The following is a 24833-nucleotide window of genomic DNA, read 5'->3' as shown; positions in this document are numbered from 1 at the left end:
AGCGGGTGCGGGGTGCTCAGGCGACGACCATCGCCCCTGTTGCCCGACCCCGGGACCGGGGGCCACGCTGGTCGCGCGGACCCGGGAACGCAGGGGAGCCCGGGCCGCACCGACGCGCGAGGCCGACGACGCCCGGCGAGCAGCCCCGTCGTGGCCCCGCCCACGGCAGGGGGCAATCACATGTGCACAGGGATCAGGTTCTCGGACGGGGACGACCACCTCTATCTCGCCCGCAACCTCGACTGGACCAGCGGCTACGGCGAACGGGTGGTCGTCACGCCGACCGGCTTCGCCCCGAGGTCGCCGTTCGGCGCGGTCGAGGGCATCCGGCACGCCGTCATCGGCATGGGCATCGTCGCCGAGGAGACACCGCTGTACTTCGACTGCGGCAACGACGCCGGCCTGGCCGTGGCCGGGCTGAACTTCCCGGGGTACGCGGAGTACGCCCCCGGACCCGTGGCGGGCTCCACCAACGTCGCCGCCTTCGAGTTCCCGCTCTGGGTGGCGTCCCAGTTCGCCACGGTCGACGAGGTCGAGGCGGCCCTGTCGGACGTCGTCGTGGTGGACCGGCCGATCAACGACACCTACCCGAGCTCGATGCTGCACTGGATCATCGGGGACGCGACGCGCGCGATCGTGGTCGAGCACACGAGCAGCGGGATGCACGTCTTCCACGACGACGTCGACGTCCTGGCGAACCAGCCCGGGTTCTCCTGGCACCACGAGAACCTGCGCAACTACCTCAACCTGTCGCCGGAGTTCCCGGAGGAGGTCGACCTGGGCCGGGCGCGGCTGACGCCGTTCGGGTCGGGGTCGCACATGCGCGGCATCCCGGGCGACTACTACTCGCCGTCCCGCTTCGTGCGCGCCGCGTACGTCCACGCCCACTACCCGCCGCAGGACGCCGAGCAGGGCAACGTCAGCCGCGCGTTCCACACGCTGCAGCAGGTCGCGATGGTGGACGGCAGCGCGGCGATGGGGTCGGGGGAGTTCGAGAAGACGATCTACACCGGGCTGTTCTCGTCCCGGACGTCGACGTACTACTGGAACACCTACGACGACCCGGCGATCCGGAGCGTCGCCCTGGCCGACCACGCCCCCGACGGGTCGGAGCTCGTGGTCGTCTAGCCACCCGCGGCGGTACCGCCGGGCGCCGCGTGCGCCCGGCGGTACCGCTCGTAGACCACGCGCCCGCCGAACGTCCGGGTGTCGACGAGCTCGAGCACCAGCGCCTCGGCGACCGGTGGCAGGAGCGGCGTCCCGCCGCCGAGGACGACCGGGTTCCGGAAGACGCGGACCTCGTCCAGCAGGCCGAGCGCGATCGCCTGCGCCACGAGGTCGGGCCCGCCGATCGACACGTCGCGGTCCGTCGCGCCCAGCGCGCGGGCGACCTCCTCGGCGACCGGGGCCGTGGCCAGCCGGGCGTTGCCCTCGACGTGGTCGAGCGTGCGGCTGAACACGACCTTCGGCAGCGCCGCCCACACGTCGGCGAACGCGTCCCCGAGCGGCGTGCTGCGCATCAGGGGGTCCGTCTCCCAGGGGAGCATCGTCTCGTACAGCCGCCGGCCGCACAGGTACGCGCCGAGCTCGCCGATCTGCGCGAGGCTGAACCGGAACTGGTCCTCGCTCGGCGCGCTCCAGGCGAAGCCCCCGTCCCGGTCCGCGACGAAGCCGTCGACGGACACGCTCATCGAGCAGATCAGCACGGCGCGAGCCTACGACCGACCCGGCGAGGAGGTCGCGCGCCCGGCGCGGTCAGACCGGGCCGAGGTGGTCCGCCAGCCGGTCGATCGCCCGGCGGGTGAGCTCCATCTCCTGCTCCCCGCCGTGCCCCTCGGACTCCACGACGTGCAGCTCGCTGCCCGGCCACGCCGCGTGCAGCCGCCACGGCGTGACGACCGGGCCGCTGATGTCCCGGCGGCCGTGGACCAGCACCCCCGGGATGCCGGCGAGCTCGTGCGCGCGGCCCAGCACGGCCTGGTCGCCGGGCAGGAAGCAGTCGTGCGCCCAGAAGTGCGTGACGAGGGTGGCGAAGTTCGCCCGGTCCCGGGGGTCGGCGTGCAGCGGGCCCGGGGTCCAGGCCGGGTCGAGCGACACGTGGGTCGACTCCCACGCGTCCCACCCGTCGGCGGCCGCCGCCCGGACGTCCGGGTCCGGGTCGCGCAGCCTGCGCGCGTAGTGCTCGACCACGCGGACGTCGTCGGGCACGTCGGCCGCGAACCGGGCCCACGCCTCCGGGAAGACCCGCCCCACGCCTTCCGTGATCCAGTCGATCTCGTCGCGGCCCCCGGTCGTGACCGCCGTGAGCACCAGCGCGTCGACCCGGTCCGGGTGCGCGAGCGCGTAGGCCAGGGCGAGCGTGGACCCCCAGGAGACGCCGTGCACCAGCCACGACGCCACCCCGAGGTGCTCCCGCAGCGCCTCGAGGTCCGCGACCAGCACGGCCGTCGTGAGGTCGTCGAGGTGCGTGAGGTCGTCGACCGCCCACGGGGTGCTGCGCCCGCAGCCCCGCTGGTCCAGCCCGACGACGAGGTAGCGCCCCGCGTCGAACCGGCGGCGGTACCCGCCGGGGCCGAGCCCGCTGCCGGGGCCGCCGTGCAGGTACAGCGCGGGGCGGCCGGCGGGGTCGCCGGACGTCTCCCAGTACAGCCGGGCGCCGTCGGGGCGGTCGAGCAGGCCGTGCTCGAACGGGTTCGTGGGCGGGTGCACGCGGTCCACCGTACGAGCGCGCGCCGCCGGGCGGGAGGCGCACGGCGCCACCGCCGTCGACGGGCCTAGCCTGAGCGCGTGAGCGACGCGCTGGACGACGGACCGTTCTTCCACGGCACCCGGGCCGACCTCCGGGCGGGCGACCTGCTGACCGCCGGTTTCCGGTCGAACTACCGCCCCGAGATCGTCATGAACCACGTCTACTTCACGGCGCGTGTCGACGGCGCGGGCCTCGCCGCCGAGCTGGCCGCGGGGGACGCGCCGCCCCGCGTCTACGAGGTCGAGCCCACCGGGCCGTACGAGGACGACCCGAACGTCACCGACAAGAAGTTCCCCGGCAACCCCACGCGGTCCTTCCGCAGCGCCGAGCCGCTCCGGGTGGTCCGCGAGGTCGCCGACTGGCCGCGGCTCGGTCCGGAGGCGCTGGCGGCGTGGCGGGCGCGGCTCGCGGCCCTGGCGTCCGACGCCCGGGGCGAGATCATCAACTGACGCGAGCACCTCGCGCACGGGCGCGGCCCGGGACCACAATGGCGTCATGGCCCACGTCGTCAGGCCGCTCACCCCGGAGACGTTCCCCGCCTGGCTCGCGCTGGCGGAGAAGCACAACGGGGTGTGGGGCGGGTGCTACTGCAGCTACTTCCACGGCGACACCCCGACCACGTCCAAGGCCGAGCACGACGGGCCGACGTTCAAGCGGCGGCTGGTCGAGGAGGGCGTCGCCCATGCCGCGCTCGTCCTCGACGGCGAGCAGGCGATCGCGTGGTGCCAGTACGGCAGCCCCGAGGAGCTGCCGCGTATCTACCACCGCAAGCAGTACGACGCGGGCGAGCCGCGCCCGGCGCCGTGGCGGATCACCTGCTTCTTCGTCGACCGGGACCACCGCCGCCAGGGCGTGGCGCTGGAGGCGCTGCGCGGGGCCCTGGACCTGATCGCCCAGGCCGGCGGGGGCGAGGTGGTGTCGTTCCCGAACGAGGTCCCGCCGGGGCGGCGTACGTCGTCGTCTTTCCTGCACAACGTGACGCGCGGCATGTTCGAGGAGGCCGGGTTCGTCTTCGAGCGGCGCATCGGGACGAGCAAGACCGTGATGCGGGCGACGGTGGCGCCCGCCGGGCCGGGCTGACGCCGACCCGACCGCGGACCGGCCCCGTCGCCGACCCCCGCCCGGCTAGGGTCGGCGCCGTGAGGGAGCCGCCGGTGACCATGCTCTGGGAGCCCGTCGACGCCCGGCAGGCGCTGGCGCAGCGGTTCGGGCTGGCCGACGGCGCCGCGGCCGCGGCCCACCTCGCGGCCGTGCTCGCGGAGCACTGGGGTCGGCGCACGACGTGCTCGCGGCTGGTCCTGAGCGACCAGAACCTGCTGGCCTGGGTGCACGGCGACGGCGGCTCGTCCGTCGTCAAGGCCTGCGCCACGCAGGTGGCGTTCCCCCGCCTCGCCGCCGTCGCCGAGGTCGTCGCCCGGCTGGGCGGGCTGGGCCTGCCGGTGGCCGCGCCCGTGCCCGCGCTGGACGGGGCGCACCGGGTCGTGGCCGACGGGGTCGTGCCGCTGTCGGTCGTCGTCATGCCGCTGGTCGAGGGCGCGGCGCCGGACGCCGAGGACGCCCCCGCGCTGCGCGCGACCGGCGCCGCCCTGGCCCGGATGCACACCGCCCTCGCCGGGACCGACCTCGCGCTGCCGGGACCGGTGCCGCCCGCCGTGCGCGGAGCCGACCTGCCGCGTCCCGTCCGGCCGCTGCCGGGCGACGCGCCCGCACGGACCCGCGCACCCCGGGCCGCCGCCCGGCTCGACGCCCTGCTGGCGGAGCTGCCGGACCTCGACGTCGTACCGACCCTCGTGCACGGCGACGTCCGCGGCGCGAACGTCCTCGTCGCCGACGGCCGAGCCGTGCTGCTCGACCACGACAGCATGGGGCTCGGGCACCGCGTGCTCGACCTGGCCCGCGGCGCGGTGACGATCGCGACGCAGTTCCGCAGCTGGGACCCGCCGCCGCCGGGCGCGAGCCGGCACGTGCTGGACGGGTACCGCGAGCAGGCGGCGCTCACGCCGCTCGAGGAGGGGTGGCTGGCGGCCGCCCTGCTGGCGGAGGGGCTGCGCCAGGTCCCGGCGGGTGCCGACCCCGCCGGCTGGGCGGCGGCGGTGGAGCGCGACGCCTGAGCGGGTCGGGGCGCGCCGGCGCGGCCGCCGCCCCGTACGCCCGCGGCCCGCGTCGTAGCCTGCGCCCATGGACGACGACGCCCGCGCCGCCGCGGCCCCGCGCGCGCGGGTGCTCGCCTCGTTCGGCTGCACCGGCGAGCCGGAACCCCTCGCCGGGGGCCGCGGGACGGCGTGGCGCTGCGGCGATCTCGTGCTCAAGCCGCTCGACGGTCCTCCCGACGCCCTCGCGTGGGCCGAGCGGGTGCTCGGTGGCGGCGCCCGCCGGTCCGACGAGGTCCGGTGGACCGCCCCCGTCCGGTCCGTCGGGGGTCACCTGGCCGTCGACGGCTGGACCGCGTGGACCCGCGTCGAGGGACGGCACGAGCCGCGACGCTGGGCGGAGGCGATCCGCGCGGGTGAGGCGTTCGCCGCCGCGCTGGCCGGGTCGCCGCGGCCGGCGTTCCTCGACGCCCGGTCCGACCCGTGGGCGGTGGCGGACCGGGCGGCCTGGGGGGAGTGCGACGTGCCCGGGGCCGACGACGTCCCCGAGATCCGGGCGCTGCGCGCCGCCCTGCGCCCGGTCGACCTGCCCGCTCAGGTGGTGCACGGTGACCTGACCGGGAACGTGCTCCTGGCGGCCGGGTCGCCGCCGGCGGTCATCGACCCGTCCGTGTACTGGCGCCCGGTCGGGTACGGGTCCGCGGTCGTGGTCGTCGACGCGCTGGCGTTCGAGGGCGGGACGGTCGACCTCCTGCGCGCCCCGCGCGTCCGCGGCGAGCTCCCGCAGCTGCTGCTGCGGGCGGCGCTGTTCCGGCTGCTCACCGACCACCTGACCGGCGCGCCGCCGTCCGCACGCGCGCCCTGGGGCCCGGTGGTCGCGATGCTCTGCCGCCTCGCGCGTCCGTGAGGCGGCCGAGGTCCTTCGCGGGCGCCGGCCCGGGCATCGGGTGAGTCCGGTCCGGGCCGCCGGTCAGTCGTGCGGCTCGGCGGCGGGCGTCCGGCGCCGCAGCACGACGGCGGTCGAGCTCGCGAGGTAGGCCAGCCCGCTCAGCGTGAACACCGTGGCGGCCGTCGGCGCGATCCAGCCGCCGCCCGGCTCGAGCCACGCCCAGCGGAGCACGCCGAGCAGCAGCCAGAGGCCACCGAGGACGAACCCGAAGGCGGGCGTCCGGGTCAGCTGCCACCACGGCTTGGTCGTCGCCTCCACGGGCGCCACACTACGGGCGCGGGTCGGTCGCCAGCATGCCCATCAGGACCGAGTCGACCCACGTGCCGTCCCACAGCAGGGTGTGCCGCGCACGGCCCTCGACCTGGAAGCCGATCTTCTCGTACGAGCGCTGAGCGCCGGGGTTGAAGGAGAAGACGTCCAGCGAGATGCGGTGCAGGCCGACCTCGTCGAACGCCCAGGCGACGACCGCGCGTCCCGCCTCGGTGCCGTAGCCGCGGCCCCGCACCGCCGGACCCGCCAGGGCGATCCGGTAGTTCATGGCGCGGTCCTCCTCGGCGAGGTCGTTCAGGACCACCTCGCCGACGTACGCGCCGGCCTCGTCGAGGATCGCGAAGTCGGCCCGGTCGTCCGCCCCGGGCAGTCGTCGCAGGTGCTCGCGCACCTGGTCGCGGGTGAACGAGCCCCGGGTGCCGGTCAGCCGCATCGCGTCCGCGTCCTCGAGGGACGCCAGGGTGGCGTCCAGGTGGTCGGGGCCGAGCTGGACCAGCTGGAGCCGGTCGGTCCGGAGGGCGGGCTGGGCGGCGAGGGACGAGGTGATCGACACGGCCGTCACCGTAGAGAAGCCGGGGCGACCGGGTCGAGCGGAAATGGCGCGCCCGAGCGCGGTCCGCGGCAGCGGCCGCGCTAGCGTCGCGGGATGATCACCGTCGACGAGGCCTACACCCGGCGCGCGGGCGAGTACGTCGACCGGTTCGGCTCCATGACGGCGGTGCACCCGTCGGACCGGCAGCTCGTCGAGACGTGGTCCGACGGGGTGTCCGGCCGGGTCCTCGACGCGGGGTGCGGGCCGGGCCACTGGACGGACCACCTCGTCCGTCGCGGGAGGGCGGCCCGGGGGATCGACCTCGTCCCGGCGTTCGTCGAGTCCGCTCGCGCGACCTATCCCGGGGTGGCGTTCGCCGTGGCGAGCATCGACCGGATCGACGAGGACGACGGGGCGCTCGGCGGGGTGCTCTCGTGGTACTCGACGATCCACCACGCCCCGGACCGCATCTCCGTCCCCCTCGCCGAGTTCGCGCGCGTGCTCCGGCCCGGGGGGACGCTCCTCCTGGGGTACTTCGACGCGGAGACGACGGTCCAGCAGTTCGACCACGCGGTGGCCCCCGCGTACCGCTGGCCCGCGAGCGGACTGCACGCGGCCCTGCAGGGGCACGGGTTCGAGGTGCTGGAGTCCCACCGTCGGACGGGACGGGGGTACCGGCCGCACGGCGCCGTCGTGTGCCGGCTCGGCGACGGGGTGGCCCCGACCACCTGACCGTGTTCCGGCCGGACCCCGGCGAGGGCGTCCGGCGCGGGCGCGTCAGGGCTGCGGCTGCCCGGCGGCCCGGCGCCGGGCCGCGGCGTCGACCGGGGTGAACAGGTTGACCAGGGTGCCGTCGGGGTCCCGCAGGAGGAGCGAGCGGTTGCCCCAGGGCATGTCGGTCGGCTCGTTGACGAACGTGTCCACCACGCCCCGCAGGTCCTGGTACGCCGCGTCGACGTCGTCGACGAGGAAGTCGAGCGCGACGCTGCGGTTGGCGCGGGCCTCCGCGGCGTCGTCCCCGAGGAGGGGCACCGTCGCCGTGCTGGCGACCGCGAGCGTGCCCGACGGAGTGCGGATCTCCCCGAACAGCGGGTGGAGCCGCGTGGCGGCGACGCCCGTGACCCGCTCGTAGAAGGCCAGCACCGCGTCGACGTCGTCGGTGAAGATCCGGGTGGCTGCGAGCTGCATGGTGCTGTCTCCTCGTGGTGCGAACGGGTCGTCGAGGACGCTAGACGCGATACCGGGCGTGATCCGCCCGGTATCGGCGCGATGATGGCTCCCGTGGCTGACCCGACCGCACGCACGCTGCAGCTGCTGGACCTCCTGCAGTCCGCGCACCAGCGCACCGTCGCCGAGCTGGTGGACCGGCTGGGCGTGGACGAGCGCACGGTCCGCCGGGACGTGCGCCGGCTCGCCGAGGCCGGGGTGGACGTCGAGTCCGTGCGCGGGCGGTACGGCGGCTACCGGCTGGCGCCGGGCGCGCGCGTCCTGCCGGTCACGCTCACCGGCGAGGAGGCGGTGGCGGTGGTCCTCGGGCTGGCCCGGGGCGGCTCGGCACCGGCCGGGCAGGACGTCGCGGCGCAGACCGCGCTGGCGAAGGTGCGGCGCGCGATGCGGCGCGAGGACGCGGCGCGGGGCGACGCCGCGCTCGGGATGATCGCCCGCGGCGAGCCGGACTCGGGGGAGCGCCCCGACCCCGGCGTGATGCTCACGCTCGCCGACGCCGTGGCGTCCTCCCGGGTGGTCGAGCTGCGCCACCACCGGGACGGGCGACCGTCGTCCCGGCGGGTGGTCCACCCGTACGGCCTCGTCGCGCGGGAGCGCCGGTGGTACCTCGTGGCGTCCGACACGGGCACCGGGGAGGACCGGGCCTTCCGGGTCGACCGGATCCGGTCGGCCCGCTCGCTCGCCGAGACGTTCGCGGAGCCCGGGCCGCGCGACCCGGCGTCCTGGTTGACCGAGCACTTCGCGACGGCGGACTACACCTGGACCGTCGTGCTGCACGTCCGGGCGACCGAGGACCACATCCGGGCGCACCTCCCGCCGAGCGTCGCCCGGCTCGAGCAGCAGGACGCGGGCACGGGGACCGCCGGGCCGCCGTGGCACCGGGCCGAGATCCGCGCCGAGAGCCTGGACTGGATCCCCGCGGTCGTCGCCGCGCTGGGGTGCGAGGTGCGCATCGTGGGCCCGGACGAGCTCCGCGACCGGGTGCGGGCGGTCGCGGCCCGGCTGCTGGCCGCGGCGACCGACGGGGCGCCGGGACCGTTCGCGCAGCACTGACCGCCGCGGGTCGCGGGGCGGGCGGCCGGTGAACCGCCGGTCAGCGAGCGGGTGCCGCCACGTCCTCGGGTCCGGGCGCGTCGGGCGCGTCGGCGGTCCGGTGGACCACGTGCCCGGACAGCTGCGGCGGCACCGGCCGTGCGCCCGGCCCGCCGGCCCGCAGCCACCCCTCGAGCACCGCGGTGCCCCGCTCGCCCGCGAGGCGCTCGAACCAGACGGGTCGCGCCCCCGCGCGCCGGCACGCGCCGGAGGGTCGCGCGACGACCACGTCGCCGCGCTCGCACTCGTCGAGGCACTCGACCTCGGTGAGCCGGGCCGCGCCGCGGGCCGCCACCGCGCGCAGGCGGGCCAGCTGGCCGCCCGGCAGCGGGTCGTCCCCGCCCAGCGTCTCGCCGGCGCACAGGGAGCAGGCGGTCAGGCCGGGGAGCGTGGCGTCCCTGCCGGGCTCGGTGGGGGTCTCGGGCACCGGACGACGATACGCGGCGGGCCGTCGCCCCTGGGCCGGCGGACCACTTACGCGCTCGCGCAACTGTGCAACGATGTGGGGGTGCTGTCCGCTCTCGCCGTCCCGACGTACCGCCGCCTGTTCACCGCCCAGGCCATCTCGCTCGCGGGCACCGGCCTGGCGACCGTCGCCCTGGGCCTGCTCGCGTACGACGTCGCCGGTGCCGGCGGGGGTCTGGTGCTCGGGACGGTGTTCGCCCTCAAGATGCTGGCCTACGTCGCGGTCGCCCCGGTCGCCGCCGCCCTGGTGCACGCCGCGCCGCCGCGCGCCGTGCTCGTGACGGCCGACCTGGTGCGGGTCGTCGTGGTGCTCGGTCTGCCGCTCGTGTCCGCCGTGTGGCAGGTGTACGTCCTGGTCCTGGTGCTGCAGGCGGCGTCCGCGGCGCACAGCCCGGCGTACCAGGCGGTGCTGCCCCGGGTGCTCCGGGACGAGCGCCGGTACACGCAGGCGCTGTCGCTGTCCCGGCTCGGCGAGGACCTGGAGATGGTCCTGTCGCCCCTGCTGGCCGCGGCGCTGCTGCTGGTGGTGCCGGGCTCCGACCTGTTCGTGGGCACCGCGATCGGGTTCGCGGCGTCCGCGCTGCTCGTGTCGCGGCTGGAGCTCGGCGGTGCCGGCGGTGCCGGCGGCGCCGCGGACGGCGGCGGGAGCGGTGACGTCGACGGTCGCGTCGACGCCCCGACGACGTTCGGGCGGCGGGCGCGCCGGGGGATCGCCCTGATGGTCCGCACCCCCGCGCTGCGTGCCGTGCTCGCGCTGAACATGGTCGTGGCGGCCGGGGGTGCTTTCGTGCTGGTGCAGTACGTCCTCATCGCCCGCGAGGTCTACGCCCGGGGTGACGGGGTCGCGGCGCTGCTGATGGCCGCGCTCGGCGCGGGCTCGATCACGGTGGCCGTGCTGCTTCCCCGGGCGCTCGACGCGCTGCCGGAGCGCGCGCTCATGCTCGCCGGCGGCGGGGTCGTCGTGGCCGCGACCGCCGGGCTCGCGGCGGCGCTGCACGTCCCCGGCACCCGTGGCCTCGTCCTCGTGGGAGCGCTGTTCGCCCTCGTCGGCGCGGGTTGGGCCGCCGCGGAGACACCCGTCGGCCGGATCATCGCCCGCACGACCCCCGAACGCGACCAGCCCGCGGTGTTCGCCGCGCAGTTCTCGCTGTCGCACGCGTGCTGGCTCGTCACCTACCCGGTGGCGGGGTGGCTCGGCGTGCTCGGGCTCGGCCCGGCCGCGCTCGCCCTCGCCGGCCTGGGCGCCGCGGCACTCGCGGCGACCGCCGCGCTGTGGCCCACCCGGGAGGTCAGCCACGTGGCACGCTGAGCGGGTGACCGCCGAGACCTCCCGGGCCACCATCCCGGACGCCGACCTCGACACCGCCGTCGACGTCCTGCGCCTGCTCGCCGACCGCACCCGGCTCGCGATCCTCGGCCTGCTGCACGACGGGGAGCTGTCGGTCGGGGCGATCGCCGAGCACCTCGCCCGCCCGGTGCCCGCCGTCTCGCAGCATCTCGCCAAGCTGCGCGCGGGCCACCTGGTCACCACGCGGCGCGACGGCGCGACGGTCTACTACCGGATGACGAACGAGCACATCGACGCCCTCGTGCTCAACGTCCTGCACCAGGCCGAGCACCTGCGGTACGACCGACCGCCGCACCACCGCTGACCGGCGCGCGCCCGCGCGACGCCCGGCTGCTCGGCGCCCCGCGCTGCCGCCGTCGAGCGCGGGCCCGCTGGCCCGGGCTGGGCTGCGGCAGCCGGTGCAGCTCGCCGACCCCGCCCGCCGGAGGGCCCAGGTGAGGGAGCCGGCGGACCGGGGGCACCCGACGTCCCCGGAGGCCGCGCGGCTCCGGCACGTCGAGGTCGTCGACCTGCGCACCGGGCACTGGCCGAGGTGGAGCCGGCCCGCCGGCCGGGCGCACCTCGTCCCCGCCGTGGCGGCTGCGCCCGAGGCCGGGTGAGGCCGCAGGCCCCCGTGCGGTGCCAGGCTGGTGCCGTGACCACGACGCAGCTACCCGCTGGCCTCCGTGCCGTCGTGTTCGACGTGGGCGAGACCCTCGTCGACGAATCGGGGGCGTGGAGCCGGCAGGCCAGAGCAGCGGGCGTCACGGCGTTCAGCCTGATGGCGGCCGTCGGTGCGGCGATCAGCCAGGGACGCGACCACCGCGACGCGTGGGCGCTGCTCGGCGTGCCGGCACCGCGGTCGGTGCCCGACATCGACGGCGCGGACCTGTATCCCGATGCGGTCGGCTGCCTCCGCGCGGCGCGCGCGGCGGGGTTCGTCGTCGGCGTCGCGGGCAACCAGCCATCAGGAGCGGAGGCCGCCGTCGAGGGCCTCGGGGTCGACCTCGACTTCGTGGCCGCGTCCGCGACGTGGGGCGTCGCGAAGCCGTCGCCCGAGTTCTTCCGACGCGTCGTCGCCCGGACGGGCGTCCACCCGGACCAGGTGCTGTACGTGGGGGACCGCCTCGACAACGACGTCCGGCCGGCCCGCGCGGCGGGCCTGCGGACCGCCTGGCTCCGACGGGGGCCCTGGGGCCGCCTCCAGCAGCTGCGGCCCGACGAGGAGCGCCCGGACCTCGAGCTCGCAGACCTCGCCGCGCTCACCGACGCGCTGCGCGCCGTCGCGACCGGGGACGGGGACGGGCAGCCCGGCGCGACGGTCTGATCCGGTTCGTCGGCTCGCGACGGCCGCCGGGCGGACCGGGCAGCGCTCCGACGGCGACCGCCCGGCTCAGTCCGGCCGGAGGCCCGCGTGCAGGACGGCGGCGATCGTCCCGCGGTCCTCCGGCGGGCCGAGCCGGGCGGCGTGCTCGAACCCGCAGACCAGGTGCATGAGCTGCTCCAGGGTGAGCCCCTGCCGGACGTCGCCGGCGCGCTGGGCGCGCTCCAGCAGGACGGCGGCGCTCCGCGTCAGCTCGGCCTTCGCGTCGCGGACCTCGGGGGAGGCGCCGGCGGCCGCCAGGAGCACCTGCTGCAGCCCGTCGTCCGCGAGCATCAGGTCCAGCACGGCGGAGAGGAACCCGTGGAACGCGGGACCTGCGGCGTCGTCGGCGACGGCGGCGCGGGCGGCGTCGAGCGCTCGCTGGACGGTGCCCGCGGTGAGCTCCTCGACGAGGGCGTCGACCGTGGGGAAGTGCCGGTAGACGGTGCCGACGCCCACCCCGGCGGCGCGCGCTACGTCGTTGAGCCGGAGGGTCCCGCGGTCCTGGCCGGCCGCGGCCTCGAGGATGCGTTCGCGGCTGCGGGCGGCGTCGGCGCGGAGCGGGGTCATGTCGACCACCCTACCCGAACCGGATGGATCATCCGGTACGGTGACCACGACCGGATGATCTATCCACTTACGGACGGGGCCACCATGACCGAGCAGGCGACCACCCGGCGGACCGGGACCGGCGACGCGACCTGGGACCCAGCGCGCCCGCCGCGCCAGGACGGACGCACCGTCGTGGTCACGGGCGCCACCGCGGGCATCGGGTACTTCGCCGCCGAGCAGCTCGCGGCCGCGGGCGCCGACGTCGTGCTCGCCTCGCGCTCCGCCGCCCGGCTGGCGGGGGCCCGGGAGGCGATCCTCGCCCGGACCCCGGACGCGCACGTGCGGACCGTCGTGCTGGAGCTCGGCTCCTTCGGGGCGGTCGACGAGGCGGCGGCCGAGCTCGCGGCGCTCCCGCGCCTCGACGGCGTGTTCCTCAACGGCGGCGCGATGTCCATGAGCACGCGCGCCCGCACGTCGGACGGCCACCCGCTGCTGCTCGGCACCCACGTCCTCGGGCACGTGCGGCTGCTCGCGGGGATCCTGCCCGCGCTGACGGCGACCGCCGCCGAGCACGGGGGAGAGGGCCGGGTGGTGCACGCCTCGACGGGGTTCGTCGCGCGGTTCCGACCGGACGTCGACGACCCCGCGCGGGTCCCGCGGCTCGGTGTCGTCGCGTACGCCAAGGCCAAGGCCGTCACGGAGGTGCTCGCGTTCGAGCTGGACCGGCGGCTGCGCGCGGCCGGCCGGCCCGTGGCCTCGGTGGTCACGCACCCCGGCGTGGGCGTCGACGCGCGCACGCCGCACCGCCCGGGCGTCCGCGACGACAGCACGCCGTACCGGCGCAACCCGTACACCCCGTGGGCGCAGGGCAAGGACGCCGCTGCCTGGCCCGGCGTCCGCGCGCTGACCGACCCCGGGGTCCGCGGCGGGGACTACGTGGCGCCCCGCGAGGGGATGCGGGGGCTCCCGGTGCGGGTGCCGACGCCCGCGCGGACCGCCGACCCGGGGGCCGAGGCGGTGAGCCGGGTCTGGGAGCGGGTCGAGGCCCTCGCGGGCGTCGAGCTGCGCGTCTGAGCGGCCGCCCGCCGGGGCGACGAGCGTGCCCCGGCGCCGTGGTGGCGCCGGGGCACGTCGGGGTCGATCCGGTGCGTCGGGGTCAGCGCGGCGGTCCCGCGAGGACCTCGGCCTCCCGCGCCGCGTCCCCGTCGCGCGGCGCCTGCCGGGACGTGAGCGCCGCGCCCTCGACGTCGACGTCGGGCAGGAGCCGGTGCAGCCAGCCCGGCAGCCACCACGCGTGCGCGCCCAGCAGGTGCATCGCCGCGGGGATCAGCTGCATCCGCACGACGAACGCGTCGACCAGGACGCCGAAGGCCAGGCCGAACCCGATGGTCTGGATCATCACCGAGTGGGAGAACACGAAGCCGCCGAAGACCGAGACCATGATGAGCGCCGCGGCGGTGACCACGACGCGCCCGTGGTGCACCCCGTGCTGCACCGCGACCCGGGCCGGCACGCCGTGGGCGTAGGCCTCGCGCATCCCGGACACCAGGAAGAGCTGGTAGTCCATCGCCAGCCCGAACAGGATCCCGACGAGGAGGATCGGCATGAAGCTCAGCACCGGCCCGGGGTCGTGGACGCCGAGGAGGTCGCTGAGCCACCCCCACTGGAAGATCGCGGTCACCGCGCCGAACGTGGCCAGGACGGACAGCAGGAACCCGATGGTCGCGGTCACCGGGACCAGGACCGAGCGGGACACGAGGACGAGGATCAGCAGGGACAGGCCGACCACGACCGCGAGGTAGAGCGGCAGGACGTCGGCCAGCTTCTGGCTGATGTCGATGTTCGCGCTGGCCGTGCCCGCGACGCCGAGGGTCACCCCGGGGAGCGTGTCCACGCCGTCGCGCAGGTCGCCCACGAGCGCCTCGGTCCCGGGGCTCGTGGGCCCGTCGGCCGGCACGACCTGGAACGCGAGGAGCCGGGAGTCCGCCGAGACCCCGGCCGGGGCGACCCCGCTGACGTGGTCGAGCCCGGCGACGGCCCGACCCACCCGGACCTGCGTCCCGACGAGGTCCGCCTCGGCCACCGGGGCGCCGAGGTCGGCGACGACGAGCAGCGGACCGGTGGCGCCCGCACCGAACTCGTCCCGCACGAGCGAGTACGCCTGGTACGCGTCCGAGTCGACCGGCTCCGAGCTGCCGTCCGGCAGCCCCAGGCGCATGTCCAGCGCGGGCACCGCCAGCAGGAGCAGCGCCCCCAGGCCCGCGGCCAGCGTGACGACCGCGCGGCGCGTGCTCATCGGCGTCGACGGCAGGACCTTCCGCTCCCGCGTGCGCGGGGCGCGCCGCTCCCGGGCCGGGGTGATCCTCCGGCCGAGCACGGCGAGCAGCGCGGGCGTGAGGGTCACGGCGATCGCGATCGCGATGACCACGCAGACGGCGGCGACCGTGCCCATGAGACCGAGGAAGGACACGCCCGTCACGTTGAGGGCGACCAGGGCGATGACGACGGTGATCCCCGCGAACACGACCGCGTTCCCCGAGGTCCCGTTCGCGCGCCCGATCGACTCGTGCAGCGCCATCCCGTCCCGCAGCTGGTTGCGGTGCCGGTTCAGGATGAACAGCGAGTAGTCGATGCCCACCGCGAGCCCGAGCATGAGCCCGAGGACGGGGATGACGGAGTTCATCTCGATGACGCCCGACAGGGCGAGCGTCCCCGCGAGCCCGGCGCCGATGCCGACGAGCGCGGTGACCAGCGGCAGGCCGGCGCCGACGAACGTGCCGAGCATGACGAACAGGGTGACGGCGGCCACGGCCAGGCCGACGGCCTCGCCCGGCCCGAACACCGACATCCGGGGCGGCTCGGCGGCGCCGCCGGCGCGCTCCACCAGCACGCCGTCGAGGTCGTGGTCGGCGATCACGCCGGCGAGGGCGTCGGTGACCCGCTCGTCGACGGGGTCCTCGTCGAACTGGATCGAGCCGAGGGCCGCCCGGCCGTCGCCCGACACCGGGACGGCCGACCCGCTGAGGTCGAGCAGGGCGAGACCGTCGGCGAGGGCGGCGGCCTGCCGGTCGAGCTCCGCCCGGCCCTCGTCCAGGGCGGTCTGCTGCGCAGCGAGCTGAGCGGCGACCTCCTGGCCCGCACCGGCCGCCGCGGCCTGGGACCGCGCGGCGTCGAGCTGCGCCTGCCCGGCGTCGAGCTGCTCCCGGGCCTGGGTGAGCCGCGCCTCGCCGGCGGCGAGGTCCTCGCGCTGCTGCTGCACCGCGGCGGCGGCCGCGAACGGGTCGACCACGGCGGCGACGCCGTCGGCGGCCGCCACGTCGCCCAGCAGGTCGGCGATCGCGGCCTGGTCCTGCTCGTCCAGGGCGGATCCGTCGGTCGAGGCGAACGCCAGCTGTCCGCTGGCGCCGCCGGTTCCGGGGAACTGCTCCCGGAGCTGCTCGGTGACCCGGGTGGTCGGGGTGTCGGCGATCTCGAAGGACCCGACGAGGGTGCCGCCGAACGCCAGGTAGGCGGTGACGGCGAGCACGAGCGCCGCGATCCAGAAGCCGATCACGAGGCGGGCGCGCCGGGCTGCGCGCAGCCCGAGCCGGTACAAGAACATGGCCATGCGGAGAACCTCTTGGGGTGGGGGCGCGGACGTGGTCGGGTGGCGCGACCCTCCGCCGCGCCACCCGCGCCACGAGTCTCCGGCGGCCCGGTGCCCCGGCGCGTCGTCCCGGGAGACGCACGTCCTACCGCGGGCGCAGTAGGGCGGCGGCGGGTCGCCGCGACTCCCGCTACGCCAGCCCGGACCGGTGGGCGAGCACCACCACCTGCGCGCGGTCCCGGGCGCCGAGCTTCGTCATCGCGCGGTTCAGGTGCGTCTTGACCGTGAAGGGCGAGATGAACAGGTCCGCCGCGATCTGCCGGTTGTCCGCGCCCTGCGCGGCGGCCGCGACCACGTCGCGCTCCCGCGGGGTCAGCGTGCCGACTCTCCGGGCGAGGTCGTCGTCGAGGGCCTCGCGGGCCTGCCTGCGCGAGGCGTCCTCGACCACGACGCTCAGCGCGTGCGCGGACAGCGCCGCGCGACCGCGGGCGACGTCGAGGACCGCCTCGATCAGCTCCTCGGGACCCGCGCCCTTGCCCAGGAAGCCGGAGGCGCCGGCCCGCAGCGCGGCGACGGTCTCCGCGTCGCCGTCGAACGTGGTCAGCACCAGGACGCGGGTCTCCCGCAGCCGGGGGTCGCTGCGCAGCCGGCGCGTCGCCTCGACGCCGTTGACGCCCGGCATCCGCAGGTCCATCAGCACGACGTCGGGGCGCACCTCCCCGGCCTGCCGGACCGCGTCGGCGCCGTCGGCGGCCTCGCCGACCACCGCGATCGCCGCCGAGCTGTCCAGGATCGCGCGCAGGCCGGTGCGCATCATGGCCTGGTCGTCCACCACGAGGACGCGCGTCACCACGCCGCGTCCCCGGAGGGCCCGCCGGGGTCCCGCACCGGCTGGCGCGTGCGCGGCAACCACACGTACGCGGAGAAGCGGTCGTCACCCGCGACGATCTCCAGCCGCCCGCCGGCCTGCTCGACGCGCTCCCGCATCCCGACCAGCCCGTAGCCGCCGACCGGGCGGGCGCGGGCACCCGCCACCGGGTTGGTCACCTGGACGGTCAGGGCGTGGTCGCCCTCGTCCCGGATCTCCACGGTCACCTCGCCGTCGCCGTGGCGGTGGGCGTTCGTGAGCGCCTCCTGGACCACGCGGTACAGCGCCGCGCCGGTCGCGGGGTCCAGGCCGTCGAGGTCGACGTGCACGTCCGCGCGGACCGCGTCGCCGCGCGCCCCTGCCTCCTCGAGCAGCGTGCGGACGCCGGACGCCGAGACGCGCCCCGCGAGGTCGTCGTCCTCGGTCGCCCGGCCCGAGCGGAGCACGGCGACGATGTCGCGCAGCTCCAGCAGGACCGCCCGGCTGGTGCGGCGCACCTCCCGCAACGAGTCCTCGGCCCGTCCCGGGTCGGCGCGGAGCTGCCGCTCCGCGGCCCCGGCCTGCACGTTGATGGCGGCGATCGAGTGCGCGACCGCGTCGTGCAGGTCGCGCGCGATGCGCAGGCGCTCGTCGGTGACGTGGCGGGCCGTCTCGCTCGCGCGCGCGGCCCGGATGGCCGCGGCCTCGTGCTCCAGGGCCAGGACGTAGTCGCGGTTCGCGCGCACCGCGGACCCCAGGCCGAGCGCGAGCGCGGTCCAGGTCGTGACGGTCAGGAACGACACGACGAGCGTGCTCCGGCCGTCGCCGGCCCCGTCGATCGTGAGCCCCAGCACCACCAGGACGACGGTCGCGAGCACGAGGACCGAGCGGCCGCGGACGTGCATCGCCGCGCTGAACAGCGCGGCGCAGGTGAGGACGGCGTACACGGTCGGGTCGGCGCCCAGCGCGGCGGCGACGACCGTCAGCGCGCACACGACCCCCACGGCGACCAGGAGGTGCCGGCGCCGCAGCACCAGCACCACCGCGATCGCCGCCAGGACCTCCGCCTCGGCCGTCGCACCGTCCCGGACCACGAGCCAGCCCCGGACGACCACCGCGATCACCAGCGCGACGTCCAGCAGGCCGTCCCAGCGGTCGTCGCCGGGCCGCCGCGCGAGGAGCCGGCGCCGAGGGCGATCGGGCGCCGGCCCGGGGCGGGGATCGGCGGCCTGCATGTGCTCTCTCCTCGTCGGGTCGGGCCGCGCACACCGCGGGGTGGTGGGCGCGTCGGCCGGACCCAGCATCCCCGGGCGGGCGCCGCGCGTCACCCGCCGCGCCGGCGATCCGGGCCCGGATCAGCCCAGCGGCGTAGCCGGCTACTGCGCCCGCAGTACCCGGGCGCGGCGGGGCCGCCCGTCACGGCCGGTGCTCGGGGACCGCCCCGCGGCCCCAGTCGATCGTGAACCGTCGCGGCTCGAACCGCACCACCCAGACCGGCAGGCGGTCGCCGACGCGCACCGGCCTCGGGAGCGCCTCGGTGTGTGTCACCCGCGGCTGGCCGGGCGCGTCGATCCGCAGCACCAGCTCCGCGCGCCGCGGTCCGTCGCCCGTGGCGGGGAGCGCGGCGACCGCCTCGACGAGGGCGGTGGTGGGCACGCCGTTGTGCGCGCCCACCACCCCGCTGACCAGCGCGTCCTGGTACGCCCGGACGTCGTCCGTGGCCTGGACCCCCGCGCTCAGCGCGTCGGCCACGGAGGGCCGGCTCTGCGCCCGGCTCCACCGGACCAGGCGGACCAGGTCGCCCAGCGCCCCCATGGTCAGGCGCGGCCCTCGCGCACGATCCGGCCCATCTCCCGGCCGACCGCGGGGTTGGTCTGGGCGCGGGCCGCGAACTCCTCGGCCGCCGCGGTCCAGGCCGGGCCGTCGATGCCGAGGCCCGCGGCGAGACCGGCGATCGCCCCCTGGTCGTAGCCCACGGCCTGCGACTGGGCGATCACGGAGGCGTACTGCTGCCAGGTCACCCCGTTGGCCGCGGGGGCGAAGGCAGCCTCGTCCGCGGACCCGCCGGTGTTGCGGAAGTCCGCCTCGGCCTGGGTCGCAGGCTGGGCCATCGCCTGGGCGACCAGCGCCTGCTGGTCGGCCGCGCTCATCCCGGCCACCCCGGCCGCGTCCGGGGCGCCGGACGCCGCGCGCGCTGCGGCCACGGTCGCGTCGGCGTCGCGGCCCGCCTGCTGGGCCCCGCCCACCGCGTCCTTGATCCGGTCGAAGATCCCCATCGTGGTCCTGCCTCTCGTCTCGTTGCCTCGTCCGGGGTCAGGCTTACCAAGCGCGTGGTCGGGAATCAAACGCTGGCGACAGATCGGTGCAGGTCAGCGGCCCGTGGCGGGCCGGTCGGCCCCGCACCCCGGGGACCTCACGCGTCCCGTGCCCGGAGCGTGAGGTGGGCGGCCAGCGTGGTCCAGAGGGTGAAGACCGCCATCACCGCGAGCCCGGCGGGGCCCGTCAGGAGCCCGGTGCCGGTGGTCGTGTAGGAGGCCTGTCCGGCCGTCGTGGGCCAGTAGGTCCCGGCGAGGTCCCCGAGGGCCCCGGGCAGCCCGGGCGCGAGCGCCGGCACGAGCAGCGCCACGGTCACGACGACCGCGAGCGCGCCCGAGGAGGAGCGCGTGAGGGCGCCGAGTGCGACGCCGAGCACGGCGGTGAGCACCAGGTAGCCGATCGCGCAGAGGACCGCCCGGACGGTGTCGGCGTCGGTCGGGTCCGCCGTCGGCAGCCCCGCGGCGGCGAGGGCCGCCTGGCTCGCGCCGAGGCTGCACGCCACGGTGAGGACGGCGGTCGCCAGGGCGACGAGGGCGGTGACGGCCAGCTTCGTGACCAGCAGGACGGCGCGCCGGGGCGCGATCGTCAGGCTCGTGACGATCTGACCGGTCGCGTACTCGCTGGTGAACGCCTGCGCGCCCAGCGTCGCGACGAGGATCTGCCCGACGAGGATGCCCTTGAAGCTAACGCCGGTCGGGTCGAAGTCCGCGGGCAGGTCGGCCTGCCAGCCGGCCATGAGGCCGCTGATGCCGAGCAGGCTCACGACCACGGTGACCAGGACGGCTCCGGCCGCGAGGATCCAGGTGGTGCGGATGCTGCGGGTCTTGATCCACTCCGAGGCGAGGAGGTCCATGTCAGGCGGCGTCCTTCTGGGTCGAGGTCATGGTGAGGAAGACGTCCTCGAGCGACTCGCGGACCGCGGTCAGCTCGGAGAGCCCGATGCCGGCGGCGGCGGCGACGCGGCCGACGCGGTCGGTCCCGGCCCCCTCGACGTCGATCCCGTCCGCGCGGGCGGCGTCGGGTGCGGCCCGCAGCCCCGCGCGGGCGAGCGCCTCGAGGAGTCGGGGCCGGTCCGGCGTGCGCGCGCGGACGTGCTCGGTGGTGTGGTCGGCGATGAAGGCGGCCAGGGGCTGGTCCGCCAGCAGCCGTCCGTGGTGGATCACGACGAGGTGGTCGGCCGTCAGCTCCATCTCGCCCATGAGGTGGCTGGAGAACAGGACGGTCCGGCCCTCGGCCGCCAGGTCGCGCATCAGCGAGCGCGCCCACCGGATCCCCTCGGGGTCCAGGCCGTTGAGCGGCTCGTCGAAGATCACGACGGCCGGGTCCCCGATCAGCGCGGTCGCGATCCCCAGCCGCTGCTTCATCCCGAGCGAGAAGTCGCCGGCGGGGCGGTTCCCGACACCTCCGAGCCCGACCAGCTCCAGCATCTCGGGCACCCGGGACCGGGCCACGCCTCCGGCGCGCGCCACCGCCGCGAGGTGGTCCGCGGCCGCGCGGCGCGGGTGGACCCCCCGGGCGTCGAGCATCGCGCCGACGACGCGCATCGGGTGCGGGGTCTCCGCGAGCCGCAGCCCGCCGACCGTCGCCGCACCGCTGGTCGGCCTGTCCAGGCCGAGGAACATCCGCAGCGTCGTCGACTTCCCCGCCCCGTTGGGGCCCAGGAAGCCGGTCACGACGCCCGGGCGGACCGCGAACGACAGGCCGTCGACGGCGGTGAGGCGCCCGTAGCGCTTCTGCAGGGCGTGCGCCTGCAAGGTCACCGGGTTCATGGTGTGCATGAGTCGCGACACTACACCGTGTCGTGTAGTTCTACACCGCTCGGTGTAGCCTCGACCCCGAGGACCACGGAGGAGGACGATGACGACGGTGGGCGAGAAGCCCCTGCGCGAGGGCCAGGCGCACAAGCGCGCGGCGATCCTGACCGCCGCCAGAGAGCTGTTCGTGCAGACGGGCGTGGAGCGCACCAGCATGGACGCGGTGGCTGCGCTCGCCGGGGTGTCGAAGCGGACGGTCTACGACTACTACGGGGACAAGCGGCGGCTCCTGCTCGGTGTCGTGGAGGACGCGGGGGAGCGGGCGCTGACCACGCTCCGCGAGCTCGTCGCGCAGCACCTCGACGACGTGAGCATCACGGACGTCGCCGAGCTGGACGGGGCGCTCACCGCGCTCGCCGCCGACCTCGGCCGGTCCCTGCTGCTGTCGTCGGACTACCTGGCCGCCGTCCGGCTGATCAACGAGAACGAGTCGCTGCTCCCGGAGCTCGACGACCACCCGCTGGACGAGGCCCACGCGCAGGTCCTCAGCGAGCGGGTCGACCGCTTCGCCCGCGCCGGCCTGCTCGACGCCGAGGAGCCGGGGCTCGCCGCCGCGCACTTCCACGCCCTGACCGCGCTGCGCGTGCTCAACGAGCCGGCGCGCCGGCGCACCGAGAGCGCGCACGTCCGGCGGATCATGACCGACGGCGCGCGTGCGTTCATGCGCGCCTACGGTGCGCGCGACGCAGGGGAGCGACCGGCGCGCCGGTGACGGCCGCCCCGGAGGACGCGCGTCGTCACGTCGCGGTCGCGCACCCGCTCTCGTCAGCGCGCCGGCCCCGACCCGCGCGGTTCGTCCGACCCTGCCGGATGACCTCGTCGAGCTTGTCGCGCGTCGCGGTCAGCTGGTCGAGCTGGCCCTGCACGCGGGCGCGCTCGGCCAGCAGCCGGTCGAGCATCTCGTCGGTGAGCCCGCCGTGCTCCATGCAGGGCAGGATCCGCAGCACGGCCTTGCTGCCGAGCCCGGCGGCGTAGAGGTGCTGGATGAACGTGACCCGGTCGACCGCCTCGGGGGCGTACCGGCGCTGCCCGCTCGGGCTGCGCTCGGCGGCGAGCAGCCCCTGCTCCTCGTAGTACCGCAGCGCCCGCACGCTCACGCCGGCCCGCGCGGCGACCTCCCCGATGCGCATCCGTCTCCTCGACCGCTCGACCTGGACTTGACCCTGACGTCAACGTCAGGTCTTAGCGTGCCAGACATGACAACCGCACTCATCACCGGGGCCAACCGCGGCCTCGGCCACCACTTCGCCGCCGAGCTCCTCGCCAGGGGGGCGACCGTCTACGCCGCCGCCCGCGAGCCCGCGACGATCGACCTCCCCGGCGTCCGGCCGGTGGCCCTGGACGTCACCGACCCCGACGCGGTCGCCGCGGCCGCCGACCTGGCCGCCGACGTCGACCTGCTGGTGAACAACGCCGGCATCTCGACCGGGTCGCAGCTCCTCGGGGACCTGGAGGGCGTGCGCGCCGAGATGGACGTCAACTTCTGGGGCGCGCTGTCGATGGTCCGCGCCTTCGCCCCGGTCCTCGCGGCCAACGGGGGCGGGGCGATCGTCAACATCGCCTCCGCGCTGTCCTGGTTCGCCGCTCCGGGTGCCGGCGCGTACGCCGTGTCCAAGGCGGCGAACTGGAACATGAGCAACGCCCTGCGGCTGGAGCTCGCCGCGCAGGGCACGCGGGTGACCTCCGTGCACCTCGGGTTGGCGGACACGGACATGGCTGCCGGGCTCCAGGGGCCGAAGACCGACCCGGCCGTGGTCGTCCGCACGGTGCTGGACGCCGTCGAGGCGGGCGACCTCGAGGTCGTCGTCGACGAGTGGAGCGCGATGGTCAAGGCCTCGCTGGCGGGCGACCCCCGCGCGTTCTACGACCGCTTCGGTACGGCCTGAGCCGCGCACTGCGCCCGCCGGGTGGAGCGGCGCGGCGTCGTCATCGAGCGCCGGAAAGATGCTGCCCGAGGTGCGCCGACAGCTGCTGCACCGCCTCGGGGACGAGGGTGTAGTACGCCCAGACCCCGCGCTTCTCGCGCGTGACGAAGCCGGCCTCGGTGAGCACCTTGAGGTGGTGGGACACGGTCGGCTGCGACAGCCCGACGGGCTCGGTGAGGTCGCAGACGCACGCCTCGCCGCCGTCGTGGGCCGCGATGATCGACAGCAGCCGCAGGCGGGCCGGGTCGGCCAGCGCCTTGAGGGTCCGCGCGGTGCGCTCGGCGTCCTCGGCGCTCATGGTCGAGCCGGTCACGGGGGTGCAGCACCCCGTCGCCCGGGTCGAGGTCGCCGGGAGCAGGTCGAGAGCCATGGCCCCATCATGCGCGACACATCGACGCCTGTCGATGTTGACAGCCGTCGACGTGCGGGTCCACGCTCCTGGTGTCGACGGACATCGACGAGGATCGATGTGAAGGAGGAGTGATGGCACAGGACATCCGGGAGCAGGTCCGGGCCCGCTACGCCCTGGCGGCCGTGCGGGGCGCCGGGGACGCCGGCTGCTGCGGCGGCGGCTCGGCCGGCGGGTGCGGGCCGACCGACCTGGTGATCGACGAGCGGTTCGGCGCCGGCCTGTACGGCGCGGAGGACGCGGCCGCGGTCCCGGCGGAGGCGCTGGCGGCGTCGCTGGGGTGCGGGAACCCGCTGATGGTCGCGGAGCTGCGGGAGGGCGAGCGCGTGCTGGACCTGGGGTCCGGGGGCGGGATCGACGTGCTGCTCTCGGCACGACGGGTCGGGGCGGACGGGTTCGCCTACGGGGTCGACATGACCGACGAGATGCTCGACCTGGCCCGGGCGAACGCGACCAGGGCCGGTGCGAGCAACGTGGAGTTCCGCAAGGGCACGATCGAGGACCTGCCCCTGGACGACGCCGCGGTCGACGTGGTGATCTCGAACTGCGTGGTCAACCTGTCCCCGGACAAGCCGGCGGTGCTGGCCGAGGCGTTCCGGGTGCTGGTGCCCGGCGGGCGGCTCGGGATCTCCGACGTGGTCGCCGAGGACCACCTGACCCCCGAGCAGCGGGCGGAGCGCGGCTCCTACGTCGGGTGCATCGCCAGGGCGCTGTCGCGCACCGAGTACCTGCAGGGGCTCGCGGCGGCGGGGTTCGTCGACGCCGAGGTCGCGTTCACCCACCCGGTCGCCGACGGCATGCACGGCGCGATCGTGCGCGCCCGCAAACCCGGACCCCAGGAGGTGTGAGGCGTGGCAGGCGCGTCCCCGGCGTCGTGGGAGCCGCCGGTCAGGCGGTGACGGGCTCGACGCCGAGCTCGGACAGCAGGGCCAGGACGCGGCCGCGGATCTCGTCGCGGATCGGCCGGACCGCCTCGATGCCCTGGCCGGCCGGGTCGGCCAGGGCCCAGTCCTCGTACCGCTTGCCGGGGAAGATCGGGCAGGCGTCGCCGCAGCCCATGGTGATGACGACGTCGGATGCCTTCACCGCATCGGTGGTCAGCACCTTGGGGCGCTCGGCGCGGATGTCGATGCCCTCCTCGAGCATCGCCTCCACGGCGACCGGGTTGATCTGCTCGGCGGGCATCGACCCGGCCGACCGGACCTCGACGGCGCCGCCGGACAGGTGCCGCAGGTAGCCGGCGGCCATCTGGGAGCGGCCGGCGTTGTGCACGCAGACGAACAGGGCGGACGGCTTGGTGTCGGTCATCTCGGTCTCCAC

Annotated in this window: 32 protein-coding genes; 15 read left to right on the top strand and 17 right to left on the bottom strand. The window is 76.3% G+C overall.

The annotated features are described in order from the left end of the window. Positions 1 to 180: 180 nt before the first annotated feature. On the top strand, positions 181 to 1128 hold the full coding sequence (gene bsh / locus MHY85_RS00735; protein ID WP_239191907.1) for a choloylglycine hydrolase: 948 nt from the start codon (positions 181 to 183) through the stop codon (positions 1126 to 1128). Here the strand turns inward: bsh and MHY85_RS00730 are convergent. Beyond that, positions 1125 to 1706 (bottom strand): dihydrofolate reductase family protein, encoded by a 582-nt coding sequence (locus MHY85_RS00730; RefSeq protein WP_239191902.1) that lies wholly within the window; start codon positions 1704 to 1706, stop codon positions 1125 to 1127. The genes bsh and MHY85_RS00730 overlap by 4 nt on opposite strands. A gap of 49 nt (positions 1707 to 1755) precedes the next feature. Further along, a complete protein-coding gene (gene pip / locus MHY85_RS00725; protein ID WP_308191289.1) occupies positions 1756 to 2709 on the bottom strand; it encodes a prolyl aminopeptidase in 954 nt (317 codons plus the stop codon). A 78-nt stretch (positions 2710 to 2787) separates the two neighbouring features. Here pip and arr point away from each other — a divergent pair, with 78 nt between their 5' ends. From arr to MHY85_RS00705, 4 genes are all read left to right on the top strand, one after another. Further along, entirely contained in the window at positions 2788 to 3198 is a 411-nt protein-coding gene (arr, locus tag MHY85_RS00720; protein ID WP_239191898.1) for an NAD(+)--rifampin ADP-ribosyltransferase, read from the top strand. 46 nt (positions 3199 to 3244) lie between these two features. Beyond that, positions 3245 to 3829, top strand: coding sequence for a GNAT family N-acetyltransferase (locus MHY85_RS00715; protein ID WP_239191896.1), 585 nt, complete (start codon positions 3245 to 3247; stop codon positions 3827 to 3829). A 59-nt stretch (positions 3830 to 3888) separates the two neighbouring features. Continuing rightward, complete coding sequence (locus tag MHY85_RS00710; protein ID WP_239191894.1) at positions 3889 to 4860, top strand: phosphotransferase; 972 nt, start codon at positions 3889 to 3891, stop codon at positions 4858 to 4860. Positions 4861 to 4927: 67 nt separating this feature from the next. Next, the gene (locus MHY85_RS00705; protein ID WP_239191891.1) at positions 4928 to 5746 is read left to right on the top strand and encodes a phosphotransferase; all 819 of its coding nucleotides are present in this window, start codon (positions 4928 to 4930) and stop codon (positions 5744 to 5746) included. A gap of 63 nt (positions 5747 to 5809) precedes the next feature. Here MHY85_RS00705 and MHY85_RS00700 read toward each other — a convergent pair whose 3' ends face one another. Next, positions 5810 to 6046, bottom strand: coding sequence for a hypothetical protein (locus MHY85_RS00700; RefSeq protein WP_239191889.1), 237 nt, complete (start codon positions 6044 to 6046; stop codon positions 5810 to 5812). A gap of 10 nt (positions 6047 to 6056) precedes the next feature. Beyond that, positions 6057 to 6611, bottom strand: coding sequence for a GNAT family N-acetyltransferase (locus tag MHY85_RS00695; protein ID WP_239191884.1), 555 nt, complete (start codon positions 6609 to 6611; stop codon positions 6057 to 6059). Between the two features lie 93 nt (positions 6612 to 6704). Here MHY85_RS00695 and MHY85_RS00690 point away from each other — a divergent pair, with 93 nt between their 5' ends. Then, positions 6705 to 7322, top strand: a complete 618-nt coding sequence (locus MHY85_RS00690) for a trans-aconitate 2-methyltransferase (protein WP_239191881.1) — start codon at positions 6705 to 6707, stop codon at positions 7320 to 7322. Positions 7323 to 7367: 45 nt separating this feature from the next. On the opposite strand, the gene MHY85_RS00685 is transcribed toward MHY85_RS00690, so the two are convergent. Beyond that, positions 7368 to 7778 (bottom strand): VOC family protein, encoded by a 411-nt coding sequence (locus MHY85_RS00685; protein ID WP_239191878.1) that lies wholly within the window; start codon positions 7776 to 7778, stop codon positions 7368 to 7370. A 93-nt stretch (positions 7779 to 7871) separates the two neighbouring features. Here MHY85_RS00685 and MHY85_RS21605 point away from each other — a divergent pair, with 93 nt between their 5' ends. Continuing rightward, positions 7872 to 8870 carry a WYL domain-containing protein gene (locus tag MHY85_RS21605; RefSeq protein WP_308191288.1) on the top strand — a complete coding sequence of 333 codons (999 nt, stop codon included), beginning with the start codon at positions 7872 to 7874 and terminating at the stop codon, positions 8868 to 8870. 40 nt (positions 8871 to 8910) lie between these two features. Here MHY85_RS21605 and MHY85_RS00670 read toward each other — a convergent pair whose 3' ends face one another. Then, positions 8911 to 9336 (bottom strand): hypothetical protein, encoded by a 426-nt coding sequence (locus tag MHY85_RS00670; RefSeq protein ID WP_239191875.1) that lies wholly within the window; start codon positions 9334 to 9336, stop codon positions 8911 to 8913. An 81-nt stretch (positions 9337 to 9417) separates the two neighbouring features. On the opposite strand from MHY85_RS00670, the gene MHY85_RS00665 reads away from it, so the two are divergent. From MHY85_RS00665 to MHY85_RS00650, 4 genes are all read left to right on the top strand, one after another. Next, entirely contained in the window at positions 9418 to 10683 is a 1266-nt protein-coding gene (locus MHY85_RS00665) for an MFS transporter (protein ID WP_239191873.1), read from the top strand. Between the two features lie 4 nt (positions 10684 to 10687). Next, the gene (locus tag MHY85_RS00660; RefSeq protein ID WP_239191870.1) at positions 10688 to 11026 is read left to right on the top strand and encodes a metalloregulator ArsR/SmtB family transcription factor; all 339 of its coding nucleotides are present in this window, start codon (positions 10688 to 10690) and stop codon (positions 11024 to 11026) included. A gap of 130 nt (positions 11027 to 11156) precedes the next feature. Further along, on the top strand, positions 11157 to 11321 hold the full coding sequence (locus MHY85_RS00655; protein WP_239191867.1) for a hypothetical protein: 165 nt from the start codon (positions 11157 to 11159) through the stop codon (positions 11319 to 11321). Between the two features lie 35 nt (positions 11322 to 11356). After that, positions 11357 to 12028: an HAD family hydrolase gene (locus MHY85_RS00650; protein ID WP_239191865.1), complete on the top strand. Its 672-nt coding sequence runs from the start codon at positions 11357 to 11359 to the stop codon at positions 12026 to 12028. A 66-nt stretch (positions 12029 to 12094) separates the two neighbouring features. On the opposite strand, the gene MHY85_RS00645 is transcribed toward MHY85_RS00650, so the two are convergent. Continuing rightward, positions 12095 to 12634: a TetR/AcrR family transcriptional regulator gene (locus MHY85_RS00645; protein ID WP_239191854.1), complete on the bottom strand. Its 540-nt coding sequence runs from the start codon at positions 12632 to 12634 to the stop codon at positions 12095 to 12097. 84 nt (positions 12635 to 12718) lie between these two features. Between MHY85_RS00645 and MHY85_RS00640 the strand changes: the two genes are divergently transcribed. Continuing rightward, positions 12719 to 13690 (top strand): SDR family NAD(P)-dependent oxidoreductase, encoded by a 972-nt coding sequence (locus MHY85_RS00640; RefSeq protein ID WP_239191851.1) that lies wholly within the window; start codon positions 12719 to 12721, stop codon positions 13688 to 13690. Between the two features lie 82 nt (positions 13691 to 13772). Here the strand turns inward: MHY85_RS00640 and MHY85_RS00635 are convergent, their stop codons facing one another. From MHY85_RS00635 to MHY85_RS00605, 7 genes are all read right to left on the bottom strand, one after another. Continuing rightward, positions 13773 to 16223, bottom strand: coding sequence for an MMPL family transporter (locus tag MHY85_RS00635; RefSeq protein WP_239191848.1), 2451 nt, complete (start codon positions 16221 to 16223; stop codon positions 13773 to 13775). A 169-nt stretch (positions 16224 to 16392) separates the two neighbouring features. Further along, complete coding sequence (locus tag MHY85_RS00630) at positions 16393 to 17055, bottom strand: response regulator transcription factor (protein WP_308191287.1); 663 nt, start codon at positions 17053 to 17055, stop codon at positions 16393 to 16395. Then, positions 17049 to 18284 carry a sensor histidine kinase gene (locus MHY85_RS00625; protein ID WP_239191845.1) on the bottom strand — a complete coding sequence of 412 codons (1236 nt, stop codon included), beginning with the start codon at positions 18282 to 18284 and terminating at the stop codon, positions 17049 to 17051. Before MHY85_RS00625 ends, MHY85_RS00630 begins: the two co-directional genes overlap by 7 nt. A gap of 181 nt (positions 18285 to 18465) precedes the next feature. Next, complete coding sequence (locus MHY85_RS00620; protein WP_239191843.1) at positions 18466 to 18864, bottom strand: hypothetical protein; 399 nt, start codon at positions 18862 to 18864, stop codon at positions 18466 to 18468. Positions 18865 to 18866: 2 nt separating this feature from the next. After that, entirely contained in the window at positions 18867 to 19325 is a 459-nt protein-coding gene (locus MHY85_RS00615; RefSeq protein WP_239191841.1) for a hypothetical protein, read from the bottom strand. A gap of 137 nt (positions 19326 to 19462) precedes the next feature. After that, positions 19463 to 20218, bottom strand: coding sequence for an ABC transporter permease (locus tag MHY85_RS00610; protein WP_239191832.1), 756 nt, complete (start codon positions 20216 to 20218; stop codon positions 19463 to 19465). 1 nt (position 20219) lies between these two features. Beyond that, positions 20220 to 21143 (bottom strand): ABC transporter ATP-binding protein, encoded by a 924-nt coding sequence (locus MHY85_RS00605; protein ID WP_239191830.1) that lies wholly within the window; start codon positions 21141 to 21143, stop codon positions 20220 to 20222. A 79-nt stretch (positions 21144 to 21222) separates the two neighbouring features. Between MHY85_RS00605 and MHY85_RS00600 the strand changes: the two genes are divergently transcribed. Next, positions 21223 to 21891, top strand: a complete 669-nt coding sequence (locus tag MHY85_RS00600) for a TetR/AcrR family transcriptional regulator (RefSeq protein ID WP_239191827.1) — start codon at positions 21223 to 21225, stop codon at positions 21889 to 21891. A gap of 25 nt (positions 21892 to 21916) precedes the next feature. Here the strand turns inward: MHY85_RS00600 and MHY85_RS00595 are convergent, their stop codons facing one another. Further along, on the bottom strand, positions 21917 to 22309 hold the full coding sequence (locus MHY85_RS00595) for a MerR family transcriptional regulator (RefSeq protein ID WP_239191824.1): 393 nt from the start codon (positions 22307 to 22309) through the stop codon (positions 21917 to 21919). A gap of 66 nt (positions 22310 to 22375) precedes the next feature. Between MHY85_RS00595 and MHY85_RS00590 the strand changes: the two genes are divergently transcribed. Beyond that, positions 22376 to 23065, top strand: coding sequence for an SDR family oxidoreductase (locus MHY85_RS00590; RefSeq protein WP_239191822.1), 690 nt, complete (start codon positions 22376 to 22378; stop codon positions 23063 to 23065). A gap of 40 nt (positions 23066 to 23105) precedes the next feature. Here the strand turns inward: MHY85_RS00590 and MHY85_RS00585 are convergent, their stop codons facing one another. Next, complete coding sequence (locus tag MHY85_RS00585; RefSeq protein WP_239191815.1) at positions 23106 to 23474, bottom strand: helix-turn-helix transcriptional regulator; 369 nt, start codon at positions 23472 to 23474, stop codon at positions 23106 to 23108. Positions 23475 to 23587: 113 nt separating this feature from the next. Between MHY85_RS00585 and arsM the strand changes: the two genes are divergently transcribed. After that, positions 23588 to 24361, top strand: coding sequence for an arsenite methyltransferase (arsM, locus tag MHY85_RS00580; RefSeq protein ID WP_239191813.1), 774 nt, complete (start codon positions 23588 to 23590; stop codon positions 24359 to 24361). A gap of 40 nt (positions 24362 to 24401) precedes the next feature. Here the strand turns inward: arsM and MHY85_RS00575 are convergent, their stop codons facing one another. Then, positions 24402 to 24821 carry an arsenate reductase ArsC gene (locus tag MHY85_RS00575; RefSeq protein WP_239191810.1) on the bottom strand — a complete coding sequence of 140 codons (420 nt, stop codon included), beginning with the start codon at positions 24819 to 24821 and terminating at the stop codon, positions 24402 to 24404. Positions 24822 to 24833 lie beyond the last annotated feature (12 nt).

The organism is Cellulomonas sp. ACRRI (genome assembly GCF_022346185.1).
GTDB lineage: Bacteria > Actinomycetota > Actinomycetes > Actinomycetales > Cellulomonadaceae > Cellulomonas.
The sequence above is the reverse complement of the archived record's forward strand: the minus strand, read 5'-3'. Positions and strand labels throughout refer to the sequence as shown.